Source organism: Nonomuraea sp. 3N208, assembly GCF_052245935.1.
GTDB lineage: Bacteria > Actinomycetota > Actinomycetes > Streptosporangiales > Streptosporangiaceae > Nonomuraea.
The window spans coordinates 203,316-219,354 of the sequence record NZ_JBQQBR010000002.1 but is presented as its reverse complement, the minus strand read 5'-3'; the positions used below and the strand labels follow the sequence as shown (position 1 = coordinate 219,354).

At 70.9% G+C, this 16,039-nt stretch carries 15 protein-coding genes; 4 read left to right on the top strand and 11 right to left on the bottom strand.

Annotation, left to right across the window (positions count from 1 at the left end; genetic code table 11):
- Window positions 1-106: 106 nt before the first annotated feature.
- The gene (locus ACTWPT_RS03435) at window positions 107-646 is read left to right on the top strand and encodes a pentapeptide repeat-containing protein (protein ID WP_443175739.1); all 540 of its coding nucleotides are present in this window, start codon (window positions 107-109) and stop codon (window positions 644-646) included.
- A 419-nt stretch (window positions 647-1,065) separates the two neighbouring features.
- Here ACTWPT_RS03435 and ACTWPT_RS03430 read toward each other — a convergent pair whose 3' ends face one another.
- The 3 genes from ACTWPT_RS03430 to mraZ all read right to left on the bottom strand — a co-directional run bounded on the left by ACTWPT_RS03430 (window position 1,066) and on the right by mraZ (window position 3,165).
- Window positions 1,066-1,557: a hypothetical protein gene (locus ACTWPT_RS03430; protein WP_443175738.1), complete on the bottom strand. Its 492-nt coding sequence runs from the start codon at window positions 1,555-1,557 to the stop codon at window positions 1,066-1,068.
- Window positions 1,547-2,512, bottom strand: coding sequence for a 16S rRNA (cytosine(1402)-N(4))-methyltransferase RsmH (gene rsmH / locus ACTWPT_RS03425; RefSeq protein ID WP_443175737.1), 966 nt, complete (start codon window positions 2,510-2,512; stop codon window positions 1,547-1,549). Before rsmH ends, ACTWPT_RS03430 begins: the two co-directional genes overlap by 11 nt.
- 221 nt (window positions 2,513-2,733) lie before the next feature.
- Window positions 2,734-3,165 carry a division/cell wall cluster transcriptional repressor MraZ gene (mraZ, locus tag ACTWPT_RS03420; protein ID WP_443175736.1) on the bottom strand — a complete coding sequence of 144 codons (432 nt, stop codon included), beginning with the start codon at window positions 3,163-3,165 and terminating at the stop codon, window positions 2,734-2,736.
- Between the two features lie 465 nt (window positions 3,166-3,630).
- On the opposite strand from mraZ, the gene ACTWPT_RS03415 reads away from it, so the two are divergent.
- Genes ACTWPT_RS03415 through ACTWPT_RS03405 form a run of 3 tightly spaced genes read left to right on the top strand, consistent with a single transcriptional unit; the run spans window position 3,631 to window position 8,382 of the window.
- Window positions 3,631-4,608 (top strand): AAA family ATPase, encoded by a 978-nt coding sequence (locus ACTWPT_RS03415; protein WP_443175735.1) that lies wholly within the window; start codon window positions 3,631-3,633, stop codon window positions 4,606-4,608.
- 55 nt (window positions 4,609-4,663) lie between these two features.
- The gene (locus tag ACTWPT_RS03410; RefSeq protein ID WP_443175734.1) at window positions 4,664-5,926 is read left to right on the top strand and encodes a DUF58 domain-containing protein; all 1,263 of its coding nucleotides are present in this window, start codon (window positions 4,664-4,666) and stop codon (window positions 5,924-5,926) included.
- On the top strand, window positions 5,923-8,382 hold the full coding sequence (locus tag ACTWPT_RS03405; RefSeq protein WP_443175733.1) for a transglutaminase family protein: 2,460 nt from the start codon (window positions 5,923-5,925) through the stop codon (window positions 8,380-8,382). The genes ACTWPT_RS03410 and ACTWPT_RS03405 overlap by 4 nt, the downstream gene beginning before the upstream one ends.
- A 476-nt stretch (window positions 8,383-8,858) precedes the next feature.
- On the opposite strand, the gene ACTWPT_RS03400 is transcribed toward ACTWPT_RS03405, so the two are convergent.
- The 8 genes from ACTWPT_RS03400 to ACTWPT_RS03365 all read right to left on the bottom strand — a co-directional run bounded on the left by ACTWPT_RS03400 (window position 8,859) and on the right by ACTWPT_RS03365 (window position 16,030).
- On the bottom strand, window positions 8,859-9,266 hold the full coding sequence (locus ACTWPT_RS03400; protein ID WP_443175732.1) for a DUF3040 domain-containing protein: 408 nt from the start codon (window positions 9,264-9,266) through the stop codon (window positions 8,859-8,861).
- A gap of 228 nt (window positions 9,267-9,494) precedes the next feature.
- A complete protein-coding gene (gene dinB, locus ACTWPT_RS03395) occupies window positions 9,495-10,736 on the bottom strand; it encodes a DNA polymerase IV (RefSeq protein ID WP_443175731.1) in 1,242 nt (413 codons plus the stop codon).
- 39 nt (window positions 10,737-10,775) lie between these two features.
- Window positions 10,776-11,495, bottom strand: a complete 720-nt coding sequence (locus tag ACTWPT_RS03390; protein WP_443175730.1) for a methyltransferase domain-containing protein — start codon at window positions 11,493-11,495, stop codon at window positions 10,776-10,778.
- Between the two features lie 291 nt (window positions 11,496-11,786).
- Window positions 11,787-12,125 (bottom strand): MmcQ/YjbR family DNA-binding protein, encoded by a 339-nt coding sequence (locus ACTWPT_RS03385; RefSeq protein WP_443175729.1) that lies wholly within the window; start codon window positions 12,123-12,125, stop codon window positions 11,787-11,789.
- Between the two features lie 225 nt (window positions 12,126-12,350).
- Window positions 12,351-12,761, bottom strand: a complete 411-nt coding sequence (gene nusB, locus ACTWPT_RS03380) for a transcription antitermination factor NusB (protein WP_443175728.1) — start codon at window positions 12,759-12,761, stop codon at window positions 12,351-12,353.
- Window position 12,762: 1 nt separating this feature from the next.
- The gene (gene efp / locus ACTWPT_RS03375) at window positions 12,763-13,323 is read right to left on the bottom strand and encodes an elongation factor P (protein WP_443175727.1); all 561 of its coding nucleotides are present in this window, start codon (window positions 13,321-13,323) and stop codon (window positions 12,763-12,765) included.
- A gap of 26 nt (window positions 13,324-13,349) precedes the next feature.
- Entirely contained in the window at window positions 13,350-14,387 is a 1,038-nt protein-coding gene (locus tag ACTWPT_RS03370) for a M24 family metallopeptidase (RefSeq protein WP_443175726.1), read from the bottom strand.
- 32 nt (window positions 14,388-14,419) lie between these two features.
- Window positions 14,420-16,030 carry a serine/threonine-protein kinase gene (locus ACTWPT_RS03365; protein WP_443175725.1) on the bottom strand — a complete coding sequence of 537 codons (1,611 nt, stop codon included), beginning with the start codon at window positions 16,028-16,030 and terminating at the stop codon, window positions 14,420-14,422.
- Window positions 16,031-16,039 lie beyond the last annotated feature (9 nt).

Genomic DNA, 16,039 nt, shown 5'->3' with positions numbered 1-16,039 from the left:
TGTCGCGGCCGCGCAGGTCGTCCTCACGCCGCCGGAGGCCGTCGTCCTGCGGGGACCTTCTTCGGGGGGCGCCGTCCTGCCGCGAGTTGCTTCCGAGGCTCTCGTCTTGCCGGGAACGGCTTCGAGGGTCGTCGTCCCGTCTGTCACGGCGGCGGGGCTCGCCGGCGTCCGGCCGTGCGCCGTCACGGCGCACGCGGGGACCGCGCGCCGCCGCGTCGGACGGCGGGCCGCCGTCCCCGCGTCCGCGCCCCCGGTCGTCCGGCCCCTGGTCGCGCCCCCGGAGCCGGTCGTCCCGTCCTTGGGAGGGGCGACGGGGACGGTCGGCGTCCTCACGCCCCCGGGAGACAGGCCCCCGGCGGCGGCCGCCTTCGTCGCGGCCCTGAGCGTCGCGGCCCTGAGCGTCGCGGCCCTGAGCGGCGCGGCCCTGAGCGGCGCGGCCCTGAGCGGCGCGGCCCTGAGCGGCGCGGCCCTGAGCGGCGCGGCCCTGAGCGGCGCGGCCCTGAGCGGCGCGGCCCTTCGCGCGATCACCCTCGTCGCGCGGACGCCTGCGGACGCTTCCGTCGTCGCCTCGAGCGCGGGCGCCGTCGTCCTGGGCCCGGGGGGGATCCTCCTCCCGCCGGACGCGCGCGGGCCCGCCGTTCCTTGACCGGTCGGCGCGGTCCTGCCGGCCCCGGTCGGAGCCGCGGGACCGACGGCCGTCGGCCCCGTCCCGCCGCGCCCGGTCGGAGCCCTCCGAACGAGGGCGGTCGGCATCGGAGGGGCGGGCGCCGCCGGATTCGCCCGGAGCGTCGGCCGGGTCCTGCGGGGAACGGCCGCGGAAGGCGTCGTCGTGCCCGAACGGCAGGTCCAGAGGGTCGGGCCGCTTGCGTGGCGTGCTCGGCGGGTTCTCCGGCGACGCCGGGCGGCCCGCCCCATCAGAACGGGCACCGTCAGAACGTGCAGGGCCTCCTTGGCGCCCTGCACGTCCCGGGCCGCCCGGCGTACGACGAACGGCGCCGGGCCCTCCCTGAGAGCCGGCGCCGCCAGCGCCACGGCCGGGACCCTGCCCCCTGCCGCCTGAGTCCCTCACCGCTCCGTGTCCACCTGGCCGACCCGGTCACCGGCGCTGCTCCAGCCGTTGACGTCGTCCCAATCGGGATTCTGCCCCTGCTGCTCAGCGAGCTTGGCGATCGCGTCCGGCTGTGTCTTGAGCTGGTATTCCTGGTCGATCTTCTCTTTCTCCTGCCGAGCCACCGCGATCTCCTCGCGCAGCGTCCCCTCGGTGATGGCGTCCTGGGCCAGCATGGTGTTGAGCAGCAGCAGGCTGACCAGGCCGCCGGACATGAGCCCGACGACGAGCAGCACGAACGGCGTGCGCTGGCGGCGCGCGGACCGCCGCCGCGGCACGGGACGAGCACTCGCCTGCTCGGCGCCCGGCGCCTTCCCGCCGGTGTCGGGGCGCGTGTCAGGACGGGGCCGCGGCTTGGACTGGTGCGGCGCCCCATACCGGCGCGTGCCCGTCTTGGGCGCCGCGCGGCGGACGGGCGCAACCCGGCCGGTCTCCTGCTCAGTCGTCAACACGGATCCTCTCTGCCGCCCGTAGCCGGGCCGAGGCCGCCCGCGGGTTGCGGGCGAGCTCTTCTTCGCTTGGGAGCTCTGCTCCCCTCGTCAGCATGCGGAACCTCGGCTGGTGAGACTCCAGCGGGACGGGCAGCCCAGGGGGGCTGGTGTCCCTGGTTCGCGCCGTGAGGGCCTGCTTGGTGAGCCGGTCCTCGAGTGAGTGGTACGAGAGCACGACGACTCGTCCACCCAGCGTCAGCGCATCGAGTGCCGCAGGGAGCGCCGCCTCCAGGGCGGACAGCTCCGCGTTCACCTCGATGCGCAGCGCCTGAAAAGTCCTCTTGGCGGGGTTTCCCCCGGTGCGCCGAGTAGCGGCGGGAATCGCCTCGCGAACGATGTCCGCTAGCCGCTTCGTCGAGGTTATTGCCTCTTTAGCCCGTTCCTTAATGATCAGGCCCGCGACACGCGGAGCGAATCGTTCCTCGCCGTAGTCGCGCAGGATGCGGGTCAGCTCCGCGGCGGAGTACGTGTTGACCACCGTCTCCGCCGTCAGCTCCTGCGACGTGTCCATCCGCATGTCCAGTGGCGCGTCGTAGGAATAGGCGAACCCACGCTCGGCCTCGTCCAACTGCGGCGAGGAGACCCCGAGGTCGAACAGCGCTCCGTTGACCGTGGTGTGCCCTGCTTGGGCGAGCACCTCGGCCAGATCGCCGGAGGAGGCGTGGACCAGGGTGATCCGTCCTGCGTACGGGCTCAGCCTGCGGGTCGAGAACTCGATCGCGAAAGGGTCGCGGTCGATCCCGATCAGGTGCAGCGCCGAGTAGGTGGCGAGCAGGGCCTCCGAGTGTCCGCCGAGGCCGAGGTTGGCGTCGACGACGACGGGTGCGGGCCCGGACAGCGCGGGGCCGAGCAACTCCAGAACGCGCTCGAGCATCACCGGAACGTGACCGCCCGTGCCGACGTTGTCGTCCATCTCCAAACCCCCCTCTCGCGTCCTTGCTCGCGGATGACGCGGTTACCGGTCGATTGTGGTCATTCCTGGGTCCCCACCCGGCGCCGCCCGGCCAGGTCCCCATCCGCACCCTCTTCGTGGACGCCTGCCCTCTGACACCGGGGAAGGTGCATCAGTTGGCAGACAGTGGTTGCGGGTGGAGACCTCGCCGAACGACAACACCGACGGATCGACCGTGACTCCTACAAGATCCCTGGCAGCACCTCCTCCGACAGATCGGCGAACGCCTGCTCCTGATCGCTGAGGTAGGTGTCCCAAGCCCCCGCGTCCCAGATCTCCAGCCGGGTGTTGGCCCCGATGACAACGCAGTCACGCTCCAAGCCGGCGTACTGACGCAGGCTCTGCGGGATCGTGATGCGTCCTTGTTTGTCTGGCTTCTCGTCGGACGCACTGGCGAAGAAGACGCGGCTGTAGTCACGCACCGCCTTGGCGGTGACCGGGGCGGTGCTGAGAGCCTCGGTTATGCGCTGGAACTCCTCTACGGGAAAGACGTAGAGGCATCGCTCCTGGCCTTTGGTGATCACAAGACCCTCCGCCAGCTCCTCACGGTACTTAGCCGGCAGGAACAGCCGTCCCTTGTCGTCCAGACGCGGTTGATGGGTGCCGAGGAACATCGGCCCCACCTCCCGTGCCTCGTGAAGCGCTCAGCGCTGGTGCCCCGTGCTCTCCACTGCGCACCACCATACTCCACTTCTCCCCACCGTCAACTGATTCGAACCGTCTTCATCACTGGTTTCCGTTGCGTTACCGCAGGTCAGAGCGATGGAGCGGGGTGGAGCGCGGTGGGCGCCCGGCCAACCCTCATGGGCGTGTCGAGGGTTGAAAAGATCGCCGAAATAGGGGCTCAGGCCCTATGCGTAGGTCCCGGTGGAGGAAAGTGGAGCGGTTCGAGGGCCGGTCTGTCACGGGATTCGCACTGCTACGCGACAAGAACGGGAACATCGCCCAGGTTCCCTGGAATATCCACAAATGTCGCTCCAGAACCCGCAGCGTCGTAGGGTCGTAAGCACAATGAAAAGGAATGGCATGGCTCCCGCAAAGCAGCCCGGGACAGCCGTCGCACTTCTCATGGAGGCCTGGTGGCAGTAACCCATGACGTCCCTCCCCAGCTCGACGAGCTGGTCACCACAGCCCACCGGATCCGGGAAGCGATCGAATCGGTGATCGAGGGCAAGAGTGACGCCGTCCGCCTCACGCTGACCGTCCTTCTCGCCGAGGGCCACCTCCTGATCGAGGACGTCCCAGGAGTAGGCAAAACCATGCTGGCCAAGGCGCTGGCGCGTTCCATCGACTGTCCCGTGCGCCGGGTTCAGTTCACCCCCGACCTGCTGCCGAGCGACATCACCGGCGTGAGCGCTTATAACCAGCAGACCCGGGAGTTCGAGTTCAAGCCGGGACCCGTCTTCGCCAACATCGTCGTCGGCGACGAGATCAACCGCGCCTCCCCCAAGACCCAGTCCGCGCTGCTGGAGTGCATGGAGGAGCACCAGGTGACGGTGGACGGGGTGACGTACGGGCTCGACGCGCCGTTCATGGTGATCGCCACCCAGAACCCGATCGAGATGGAGGGCACCTATCCCCTGCCCGAGGCGCAGCGCGACCGCTTCACCGCCCGGGTGGCCATGGGCTACCCGGAGCCGACGGCCGAGCTGGAGATGCTCGACGTGCACGGCGGCACCTCACCGCTGGACAAGCTGCAGCCGGTGGCCACGACGGCGGAGGTGCGCGCGCTGATCGAGGCCGTACGCGGCGTCTATGTCTCGCAGGCGGTCAAGAAATACGCCATCGATGTGGTCGTGGCCACCCGCCACTCCCCCGACCTGCGGCTGGGCGCCTCGCCCCGGTCCACGCTGCAGCTGGTCAGGGCGGCCAGGGCGCACGCGGCGCTGTCGGGACGCGACTACGTCATCCCCGACGACCTGCAGGACCTGGCCGTTCCCGTGCTGGCGCACCGGCTGCTGCCCAGCGTCGAGGCCCAGGGTCAGCGCCGCCTGCCCGAGCAGGTGGTGACCGATCTGATCAGGCGCGTGCCGGTGCCTGAGACGCGAGGCCGTTAATGGATCCGCAGCGGAGCGAGGACATCCATCAGCGGCACGGGCTGAGTGAGGCGCGGTGAGGGCCGGGCTGCGGGCGCTGACCAGCAGAGGCAGGTCGTTCCTCGCCTCCGGGATCGCGGCGCTGCTGATGGCGCTCTTCCTGGGCGAGAACGACCTGTTCAGGATCGGGGTGCTGGTGACCGCGCTGCCACTGCTGGCCGCGATGGTAGTGGCGCGGACGCGCTACCGGCTCAGCTGCGCCAGGCGGCTCGACCCGCCCAGGGCCGAGGTGGGTGGGGACGCCACCGTGACCCTGCGGCTGGAGAACGTCACCAGGCTGCCGACCGGGCTGCTGCTCATCGAGGACACCGTCCCGTACGCCCTGGGCGTGCGGCCCAGGTTCGTACTGGACCGGGTCGAACCTCGGGGCGTGCGGGAGATCGACTATCGGGTGCGGTCAGACCTGCGCGGCCGCTACACCATCGGCCCGCTGTCGATCCGCATCGCCGACCCGTTCGGGCTCGTGGAGCTGACCCGCTCGTTCACGATCAGCGACACGCTCGTGGTGACGCCGCACGTGGCGGCGCTGCCGCACGTACGGCTGTCGGGCGAGTGGACGGGCGGCGGCGACAGCCGCACCAGGAGTGTGGCGGCCGCGGGCGACGACGACGTGGCGCCGCGCGAGTACCGGCAGGGCGACGACCTGCGTCGAGTGCACTGGCGCTCGACGGCCCGCCACGGCGAGCTGATGGTGCGCCGCGAGGAGCAGCAGTGGCAGAGCCGCGGCGCGCTCCTGCTCGACACCCGCAGGCACGCGCATCGCGGCGAGGGACCGCGCTCGTCGTTCGAGGCGGCGGTCTCGGCCGCGGCCTCCATCGGCGTGCACCTCGCCCGTGAGGGCCTCGGCCTGCGGCTGGTGACCGACCAGGGCGCCGAGCACCTGACGGACACCGGCCTGAGCTACTCGCTGCTCGACACCCTCGCCGTGGTACGGCACAGCCCGGCCCGCTCGCTGGAGATGGGCGTGTCCGCCCTGCGCCAGGGCGGCGGCGACGGGCTGATCGTGGCCGTGCTCGGCGCGCTGGACGCGGAGGAGGCGAGGGAACTGGCCAGGTTGCGGCACAGCGGCATCACCGGGGTCGCGGTCCTGCTCGACGTGGGCACGTGGGACGGCGGCGACCGGGAGACTGCGGAGAACCACCAGGCCGCGCAGACCGTGCTGGCCGGGTACGGCTGGCGCATCGTCCGGCTGCCGGCGGGCACCTCGATCGCGTCGGTCTGGCAGGGCGCAGCCAACCGCGGCAGGTTCGCGGTCAACCCGGCGGGAGGTGCGGCATGAGGCTGACGGTCGCCTCAGGCGTGGCCGCGTTCACCGCGGCCATGCTGCTCTACCCGCTCTTCGAGGGCGGGACGTGGTTCTGGTCGGCGCTGGGCGCCGTGCTCGCCGTGGTGGGGGCAGGCCTGGTGAGCAGCCGCCTGTCGCTGCCGGCGTGGGCGGCGACGCTACTGGCCGTGGCCGCGACGTGGATCTATCTGACCGCGTCGTTCGCCGCCGAGGAGGCCTGGGCGGTGTTCGTGCCGACCAGGGGCTCGGTGGTGGAGCTTGGCAGGCTGCTCGGCGTCGGGTGGGACGACATCCAGCGGTTCGCCGCGCCCGTGCCCACGACGGAGGGCATCACGCTGCTGACCGCCGGCGGGGTGGCGCTCATCGCGATCGCCGTGGACCTGTTCGCCGCGCGGCTGCGGCGGACGGCGCTGGCCGGGCTGCCGCTGCTGGCGCTGGCCACGGTCCCGGCGACGATCCTGCCCGACCCGATCAGCTGGCCGGCCTTCATCGTCGCCGCGCTCGGCTTCGTCGGCCTGCTGATCGCCGACGGGCGCGAGCGGGTGGGCCACTGGGGCCGGGCGGTGCTGGTGCGCCGCACGCGCATGGCGGCGCGGCCTGCCGCGGGACCGTCCGCGAGCGGCGCCCGTGCCTCCGCCGACACCAGCGGCCTGCGGCTGTCCGGCAAGCGCATCGGGTTCGCCGCGATCGCGCTGGCCGTGCTGGTGCCGGCCCTGCTGCCGGCGATGGAGCCGGTGTCGTTCTTCCAGTTCGGCGTGGGCGGCAGCGGCACGGGCGGGCGGGGCAACTCGATCAGCATCCCCAACCCGATCGCGAACCTGAAGGGCCAGCTGGACCTGCCGGAGCGGCGGACGGTCCTTACCTACGCCAACAACGACGACAAACCGCGCTACCTGCGGATCTACTCGCTGGACGCGTTCGACGGCCAGCAGTTCGGCATGACGCAGCCGAAGGGGTCTCCCGACAACAGGACGGACAACGGCCCGCTGCCGCCGCCACCCGGGCTCACCGGGAATCCGAAGATCAACAGCGTGCTGACCAACATTCAGATCAGCGACGAGATCTCCGAGTTGAAATTTCTGCCGCTGCCGTACCCGCCCAGGCAGGTCCAGGTGGACGGGGACTGGCGCGCCGACGTCAGCTCGCTGATGGTCTTCTCCACCCGCGACGAGGCCGCGGGACTGGAGTACGAGGTGGCCACCAGCGAGCCGGACCCGACCGCGGACCTGCTGGAGTCGTTGGACGGCAATGCGGACGCGGTGGACCAGCGCTATCTGCGGCTGCCCGACAACCTCCCTCCTGAGATCAGGGAGCTGGCCGACAGGGAGACCGCGGGCGCCACGTCGGACTACGACGCGGCGGTGAAGCTCCAGCAGTTCTTCACCAAGACCGGCGGCTTCACCTACACCCTGCGTACGCAGGGGCACAGCAGCTCGGCACTGCGGGACTTCCTGCTGCGTGACCGGGCGGGCTACTGCGAGCAGTTCGCCGCGTCGATGGCCGTGCTGGCCAGGCTGGTCGGCATCCCGTCACGGGTGGCGATCGGCTACACCGGCGGCACGAAGATCGGCAACCGGTGGGAGGTCAGCACGAGCGACTCCCACTCCTGGCCCGAGCTGTACTTCGAGGGCGTGGGCTGGCTGCCGTTCGAACCGACTCCTGCTGGGGTGCTCGGCCAGGGCAGCGCGCAGGTGCCTGCGTACACGCAGCCCGCGCCCCGCCCGACGGACTCGTCCGCGGCGCCGACGCCGGGGGCCACCAGTTCCTCGTCCGCCGACGACCCGCTCGACCCGCAGGCGCGGCAGAACACCCGCGCGCTCGACCGGGAGAGCCAGCTCATCCCCGGCGCCCTGACGCCGGAGGAGTCGATGCCGCTGATCGCCAAGATCGGCATCGGGGCGGGGGCGTTGCTCCTCTTCCTGCTGATCCCCGCCGGCGTGCGTCTGATCACCAGGAACCGGCGCGTGCGCACGCTGGGCTGGAAGGTGTCGCAGCCGTCGGACGAGCTGACGGCCAGGATCGTGTCGGGCGAGGGGGCCGCGGGCGGGCATCCGTCGGTGGCCGCGGCCTGGGCCGAGCTGGACGACATCCTGTACGACTACGGCATGGCCCGCCAGACCAGCGAGACCCCGCGGGCGCTCGCGCGGCGGCTGACCCAGCAGTACGAGTTCGACGCCGCGGCCGCGGCTGCCGTGTCGGCCATCGCGTCGGGGGTCGAACGGGTGTTGTTCGCCAGGGACCCCGGCCGGATCGAGCCCATGAAGAAGGACTTGCGTACGGTGCGGCAGGCTCTGGCGGCCACGGTGTCACGCGGGCGGCGAGTGCGGGCGGTGCTGATGCCCCCGTCGACGTTACGTGGGCTGCGGGGGCTCGGTGAGCGCCTGCTCGACGGGTTCGACCTGCTGGAGAACATCAGGCTGCGGCGTACGGCGGCCCAGAAGGGCTCCTGAGGGACGCAAAGACGGAGCGTGCGCCCATCCCCGTCGAGGGGACGGACGCACGCTCCGTCGTTTCTGGGACGTCGTTTTTGAGACGTTGTTCATGGGGATGTCGTTCGTGGAGCGTCGTTCCGGCACGCCGTCCGGGGACCCATCGCCCTGGCCGGTGCCGGTCGCCCAGTGGCCGGGGGCCTTGGCGCGCCCGGGGCCCAGGGAGGCGGACGCGAGGCCTGAGCCATCGCCGCCCCCAGGGAGGCGGGGCGCGGCGCCTGAGCGGTTCACGGGTCCGGGGACGCGAACGCGACGCCTGGGCCCGTCCATGGACGGCGGGCTTCGGCGTCGCGGGCGTTGTTAGACCCAGGCACGCCGCCTGGGTCATCTCCGGATCAGGGCATGACGCCCCGGGTCGTCCCGCCGGGGACCCGGCCTGATGTCCCGCCGGGTGGGCGGGATGCCGTCATGGCCGGGCCGACCGTGGGAAGGCCCGCTCAGCGCTCGTCGTGACGACGGCGCCAGCGCTCCTCCATGCGTTCCATGAAGCTGCCCCGGTTGCCCCGGCGGGCCTGCTTGCCCGGTGGCATGGCTGGGCCGGAGGACGGCGCCGAGTCACCGAACCCGTTCATGCGTTTCCAACTGGACAAGCCCCACAGACACGCGGCGAGCATGACCACGAAACCGCCGACGCCGAGGGGGATCAGAGCGCTGCCGCTCGACACCACGCCGACCATCATGATGACGACGCCGAGAGCAAAGCCGATGGAGGCCCTGATCAGGCGACGCTTGTAATGGCTGCGCGGGTCACTGATCCTTACGGTGTTGGCCCACTTCGGGTCCTCGGCGTAGAGGGCCTGCTCGATCTGGTCGAGCAAGCGCTGCTCGTGCTCAGAGAGCGGCACGGCGCCTCCCAAGGACGGCCCCAGGACGGGGAAGACGGCAACGGACGACACGGGGTGTCCGAACCTCGCGGTCGGTTATCCCCAGAATACGAGGCTGTAGACGTACGCGAAAGCAAACGTCCAACGCAGACCAAACCGGAGGTGACGTCATGGCTCCATTGTGGCCCATCTCGCCCCCCTTCCCCCAAAATCGTGACACCGGCGCGCCACAGAGTCCGGACATCAGCGTTATGTCTCTATTTCATCAAGCTTGCCACGTACGAGCGACGCCGGGAGCACCGCATCGGGACCGAATCTTCGGATCGCCTTGTCCATGGCCTGCTCGGCCTCGCGCCAGCCGGTCTCCCGCTCGCCCAGACCGAGCTGCCAGGCGGCCTCCTCGGTTGGCCTGAGGTTTTCCATCCTGACCCCTACCAGGCGCAGCCGCACCCGCTCCAGGCCCGCGGCCCGGTAGAGCTCGCAGGCCGTGGCGTAAATCACCTGAGCCACGTCCGTCGCCTCACGCAGCGTGCGCGAGCGGGTGATCGTGGTGAAATCGGCTCGGCGTAGCTTCACACTTACAGTTCTTCCCACGTGTCCGCCCTTACGCATTCTGGCGGCCACCCGCTCGGACAGGCGCAGCAGCTCCCGCCTGATCACCTCGGGGTCGTCGATGTCCGTGGCGAACGTCTCCTCGTTGCCGATGCTCTTGTCGGGCACGTGGGCGCTCACGGGCCGCTCGTCGCGTCCCCAGGCCAGCGCCGCCAGGTGACCGCCCGCGGCCTGGCCCAGCTCGCGCTGAAGCGTGGCGGGAGGCACTCTGGCCAGATCCCCGACCGTGCGGATGCCGAGACGTACGAGAGACTGCTCGGTGCGCTCGCCGACGCCCCACAGGGCCGACACGGGCAGCGGATGGAGGAAGTCCACGACCTGATCCGCGGGCACCACCAGCAACCCGTCCGGCTTGCACTGCTTGGAGGCCAGCTTTGCGACGAATTTGCTGCTGGCCACGCCCACGGAGCACGTGATGCCGTAGCGGTCGAGGACCTGCTCCCTGATCATGGCGGCGATGGCCGCGGGCGAGCCGAGCCGCCGCCTGGCGCCGCCGACGTCGAGGAACGCCTCGTCGGACGCGATGGGCTCGACCAGCGGGGTGATCGAGTGGAAGATCTCCATGACGCCCTTGGAGACCTCGGAGTATTTGCCGTGGCTGGGCGGGATGATCGTGGCCTGCGGGCACAGCCGGCGCGCTCTGCTCATCGGCATGGCGGAGTGCACCCCCAAGGCCCTGGCCTCGTAGGTGGCGCTGAGCACGACGCCGCGCCCGGCGGGCGAGCCCACGATCACCGGGCGGCCGCGCAGCTCCGGGCGCTCGAGCAGCTCGACGCTGGCGAAGAAGGCGTCCATGTCGACGTGCAGGATCGGGCAGCCGCTGTCATCGACCCCGGTCCGCGGAGCGGGGCCGATGCCGGTGATCTGCTTGCGAGACACGCCGCCGATTCTATCCGAACATGGATTCGATAACGAGGGCTAAGCCCGGTGTCCGAGGACGTGCAACTGTGTGGCGATGTCCCTGAGCACGGGATGGGTCGCGGCGGCCTGCTCCAGCGCCACGAGAGCCTCGGCGGCGCCCGGCTCACCGTCCACGAGCCTGCTCGGCACCAGGTCGGCGAAGACCCGCACCCCGTGGATCGCGCCGACGACGAACCCGGTCGCGGCCATCAGCTCCACGAGCGTCTCCGCGGTGAAGCGCCGCGGCGTCGGGTCGCGGTCGCCCCAGCTGCCGGCGGGATCGTCCAGCACCGCCCGCGCCTCGGCGAAGTGGCCGACGAGCGCCCGGTGGATGGCGCTGGCGACCGGGTTGGCGGCCAGCACACTCACCGCGCCGCCCCTGCGCAGGACGCCCGCGACGGCGGTCAGCGCGCTGATCGGGTCCTCGACGTATTCCAGCACGCTGTGGCACAGCACCAGGTCGGCGCTGTCGCGGTGGAGCAGCTCGCCCAGGTCGTCGGCGTCGCCCTGCAGGGCGCTGACGCCCACGCCCTTCTCCTTGGCCCGGCGCTCCAGCGCGGCCAGCGAGTCAGGGCTCGGATCGACGACGGTGACGGTGTGGCCCAATGCGGCCAGCGGCACGGCGAACCCGCCGGTGCCGCCGCCGGCGTCGACGATGTCGAGCCCTTCGCGGCCCGTGGCCGCCGTCCGCTCGGCCAGCACCGACCGCAGCGCGTCCCAGACGACGGCGGTCCGCACCGCCGGGGTCCTCGTGACGCCTTCAGCACGCAACGTCGGTTCGCCTCCCTTTCCCCCGCGAACTGCTTCTTCGCGCACGGCTCCTTCGTGTCCTCAGCGGACGGGCCCAGCCTACGCCGTGCGCGTGATCGCCCGCTCCACACCGGCGACACCCGGCCCGGGAGAGGGAGATCCTCAGCCTTGTTTCCGCATGTCGCCTACGACTCCCGCGACCTACGCCGCCCTCCGCACTTCGGCACAGGTCCTTGGGGGAGGCCGTCCTGCGGCGAAGCGGCACGCGGAAAGACCCGCCTACCCGTCGTATTCGGCCGCCAGCCGCTTCGGGGCACGCAGCCGCCAGGCGTCCGTCAGCAGCTCGCCCATCTGCTCGGGGCCCACCTGGCCGAGCCGGACCAGCACGATCGCGTATCCGTCGTAGTGGGGGGTGGTGCTGAACGTGGCGGGCTCGGCCGCAAGCAGTTCGGCCTTCTCCTCCTCGCTCGCGACCGGAAGCACCAGCATGTCGCCGTCTTCCCGCATCCTGGCGAACCACTTGCCGCTCACGCAGAACGCGGGGGTGCCGTACATGGTCTTCTCGCCCGTCTCGGGCAGTGCCAGCGCGATTCGGCGGATGTCATCTTCGGTCACCATGGGGTGGATGCTGGCACAAACAGAAAAGGGGCGCGTCGCGGCTGGTGACGCGCCACTTCTCCGTACGGGCGGGGGCGCCCGCATCACACGGCCAGGCTCCGCCGTGACGGCGCCGGACGCCTGACCGCGTGACGGTACACGTCCCTCGCCTGCGCAAGCCGTGTGCAGGCCGACGTGGTTGGAACGTACCCCGAACACGCGGCCGTGGCCCGCGGAAAAAGCTGTCTAAAGGGTGAGGCTTGGCTTGAGTTGCTTGAAGCGCGCCAGCAGACCGTTGACGAACTGCGGGGACTCGTCGGTCGAGAGCTCACCCGCGAGGTGCACCCACTCGCTGATGACCACGCCCTCGGGCACACCGGGCATCCACAGCAGCTCGTACGTGCCGCCGCGCAGCAGGTTGCGGTCGACCGCGGGCATGCGGTCGAGCGTCCAGCCCTCGGCGTACGTGGTGATCAGCTCGTCGATGCGCGCGTGATGCCTGGCGACGCCCTCGACGATGGTCAAGGTGTATTCGTTCACCGGGGGTTCCTGCCGCTCCACGCGCTCGGCGAGGACCTTCAGCGGATCCTCGCTGCGCAGTTCGGCCTCGAAGAGGATGTCGAGCGCCCGCCTGCGTGCTTTGCCGCGTGCCGACACCTCAGGCCCGGCCGAGGTATTCGCCGCTGCGGGTGTCTACCTTGACCTTTTCGCCGGTGGTGATGAACAGCGGCACCTTGACCTCGGCGCCGGTCTCCAGCGTGGCGGGCTTGGTGCCGCCGGTGGAGCGGTCGCCCTGCAGGCCGGGCTCGGTGTTGGCGATGGTCAGCTCGACGGCCGCCGGCAGGTCCACGTAGAGCGCGGAGCCCTCGTTGAAGGCCACGGTGGCCAGGGTGTTCTCCAGCATGTAGTTGGCGGCGGTGCCGACGGTGTTGCTGGGCACGTTGACCATGTCGTAGGTCTCGGTGTCCATGAACACGAAGTCGTCGCCGTCCTTGTACGAATACTGCATCTCGCGCTTGTCGACGTTGGCCACGTCGACCTTGACGCCGGCGTTGAAGGTCTTGTCGACGACCTTGCCGGAGAGCACGTTCTTGAGCTTGGTCCGCACGAACGCGCCGCCCTTGCCCGGCTTGACGTGCTGGAACTCCACAACGGCCCAGAGCTCACCGCCGTCGAGCTTCAGCACCATGCCGTTCTTGAGGTCGTTGGTCGTCGCCACTCGTTCTTCTCCCGGGTGCGGCCGCTCTACAGGACGAGCAGCTCCTTGGTCGTCTTCGTGAAAAGTTCCGGCCCGCCATCACGTGTCACGAGGGTGTCCTCGATGCGAACCCCGCCCCGGCCCGGAAGATAGACCCCAGGCTCGACGGTGATCGGAACTCGATCCTCTAGTCTACCGGTCCGCGAGGGGCCCAGGAACGGCTCCTCGTGGATCTCCAGGCCGACGCCGTGGCCCAGACCGTGCCGGAAGTGGCCGCCGTGGCCCGCGTCCGCGATGACGGTGCGGGCGGCCGCGTCCACGTCCCTGGTATCGGCGCCGGGGGTGAGCGCCTGCCGGCCCGCGCGCTGCGCCTGAGCCACTAGGTCGTAGATCTCGCGCTGCCAGTCGGCGGGCAGGCCGAGGCTGACGGTTCTGGTCATGTCGGCGTGGTAGCCGTGGTACCTGGCCCCGAAGTCCATGGTCACCAGGTCGCCGGCGCGCAACGGGCGATCCGTGGGGGCGTGGTGCGGGACCGCGCCGTTCTCCCCCGCGGCGACGATCGTGTCGAACGCGGGCTTGTCGGCGCCCAGCTCGGTCATGCGGTTGTCGAGGAGCCGGGCGAGGTCGCGTTCGGTGATGCCCGGGATGATTCTTCCCGATATATCGGCGAATGCCTGATCAGTGATCTCGCAGGCCGTACGGAGCAGCTCCAGCTCCCTGTCGTCCTTGATCGCGCGCAGCACCTCCACCACCGGGCCCAGCGGCACCAGTCCCTCGCCCAGCCGCCGGTACGTGGCCACGCTCATGCTCGCCGCCTCGATCCCGACGTCCGGCTCGGCGAGCCTGCCCGCCACGTCCGGCGCCTCGACCGCGGGCACGTCCAGCGTGCGGGCCTTGTCGATGTAGCGGTTGTCGGTCGCCAGCAGCGCCGACGCGTCCGCCCTGACGAGTACGGCCGCGTTCGAGCTGGCCAGGCCCGTGAGGTACCGGACGTTGACCGGGGAGGTGACGAGCAGGGCGGGGACCTTGTGCGCGGCCAGCAGCCCGGCGAGCCGCGCACGGCGCGCCGGGTAGTCGAAGGTCATTGCGTCAATGTACGCGTTAGCGGCAATGATGCTCACCTGTCCAAAATGCGCCAGTCATTTATGAAATCCGCCAAGGGTCCCGACGACTCCATCTCGCCCTGCTGCTGGGCCTGCTGCAGGTCCCGGTACACACCGGCGATCTTGTCGAGCGTCGCGTCCTGGCGCCGCTCATCGACCTTCCTGGCCGCCTGCTGGATCTTCTCCCGAATCTTGGCGGCGACCTTGGGGTTGATCCCGCCAGAGCTCTCCTGCATCGACACCGCCTCGTCGAACCTGTCCAGCCACGTGCCCCACCCGCCCGCTGGGATCACGTCCCCCAGAGTGGCCTTGGGACGCGCCGACTCGCTGGGCTGGTCGATGTCCGGCGGGATCGTGGCCACCACGTCTGGGGACGGATCGCCGGTCGGCGTCTGCGTGGGCGTCTCGCTGGGCGGCGCGAATGTGGTGGGCGTGGCGCTCGGCGTGATCACCGCCGCAGGGTCCTGGCGTGCCCCCGCCCACATCACCATGCCCACGGTCACCGCGACGATGACCGCCACGGCCACGCCGAGCTGCACGAAGAGCTTCCGGTTGGACGAGGGCGCCGCCGCCTCCAGCTCACCCGCCTGGTAGACGGCGGTATCACCGGCCCGAGCCCCGCCACCGCCGAACGGCCCGCCGGCGCCGGGTTCGGCCGGCTGATAGATCTCGGTGGCATTGTGCCCCGCGGCGACCACTGGGCCTGTCCCAACAGGCCCACCACCGTGCACAGCACCCGCGGGCCCGGCGTTGCCTGCGGACCGCGCGGGCCCGGTCACCACGCCGTCGCGGAAGGCGGCGCCGGTGACGGGCGTCGCGCTCGGGTTGGCGCGCGGCCGGGCGATGGCGGCCAGCGCCCGCCTGATCGCCTCGCCGCTGGACGGCCGTGCCGCCGGATCCTCAGCGATCATGGCCAGCACCAGCCGGTCCAACTCGGCGGGCACCTCGGCCCGGTATGCGCTGGGCGGCACAGGCTCGCCATCACTCACAGCGGCGCCACCAGCCACATCGGCACCGCCCCCTTCGATGGGCGGGCGGCCGCAGAGCAGCTCGTAGCAGACGCACCCGAGCGCGTACACGTCCCCGGAGGCCTGCGCCTTCCCCCCGGCGGCCCGCTCGGGCGCCACGTACCGGCCGTCGATCGCCGACGGTTCCTCATCACCGAGCCCGAATCCGACGACCTTGAGCACCCCGCTCCCGGCCCGCCGGAAACTGTCAGGATCGATCTCCCCGTGCACCACCCCGGCCCGATGCGCGGCGTCCAGCCCCGCCGCGGCCTGCCCGATGAGATCACACACGTCGACGATCTTCATGCGCCCGCCGGCCGCCAGTTCCTCGCCCAGGCTGAGCCCGGTGAGGTACTCCATCACCAGGAACGGGGTCCCATCGTGCTCGCCGACATCCAGCACCATGGCCACGTTCGGATGGATCACCTTGGCCACGGCCTGGGCGTGCCGTCTGAGCCTCTCGCGGGTGGCGGCCTCCGCGGCTTTGGCGCCGAGCATCTTCACGGCCACGACCCAGTCGGCCCGCGTGTCGTACCCCCGCCACACCTCGCCCATGGGCCCGCTGCCGATGAGCTCGTCAAGCCGGTACCGGCCGGCGACCGGCGTCGCGTCGGACATATCCCCGCC

Bases quoted from the DNA above. Each gene is read 5' to 3' on its own strand.
- rsmH (WP_443175737.1), bottom strand. From the start codon at position 2,512: ATGGACGACAACGTCGGCACGGGCGGTCACGTTCCGGTGATGCTCGAG.
- mraZ (WP_443175736.1), bottom strand. From the start codon at position 3,165: ATGTTCCTCGGCACCCATCAACCGCGTCTGGACGACAAGGGACGGCTG.
- ACTWPT_RS03405 (WP_443175733.1), top strand. From the start codon at position 5,923: ATGAGGCTGACGGTCGCCTCAGGCGTGGCCGCGTTCACCGCGGCCATG.
- ACTWPT_RS03385 (WP_443175729.1), bottom strand. From the start codon at position 12,125: ATGGTGACCGAAGATGACATCCGCCGAATCGCGCTGGCACTGCCCGAG.
- ACTWPT_RS03370 (WP_443175726.1), bottom strand. From the start codon at position 14,387: ATGACCTTCGACTACCCGGCGCGCCGTGCGCGGCTCGCCGGGCTGCTG.
- ACTWPT_RS03365 (WP_443175725.1), bottom strand. From the start codon at position 16,030: ATGTCCGACGCGACGCCGGTCGCCGGCCGGTACCGGCTTGACGAGCTC.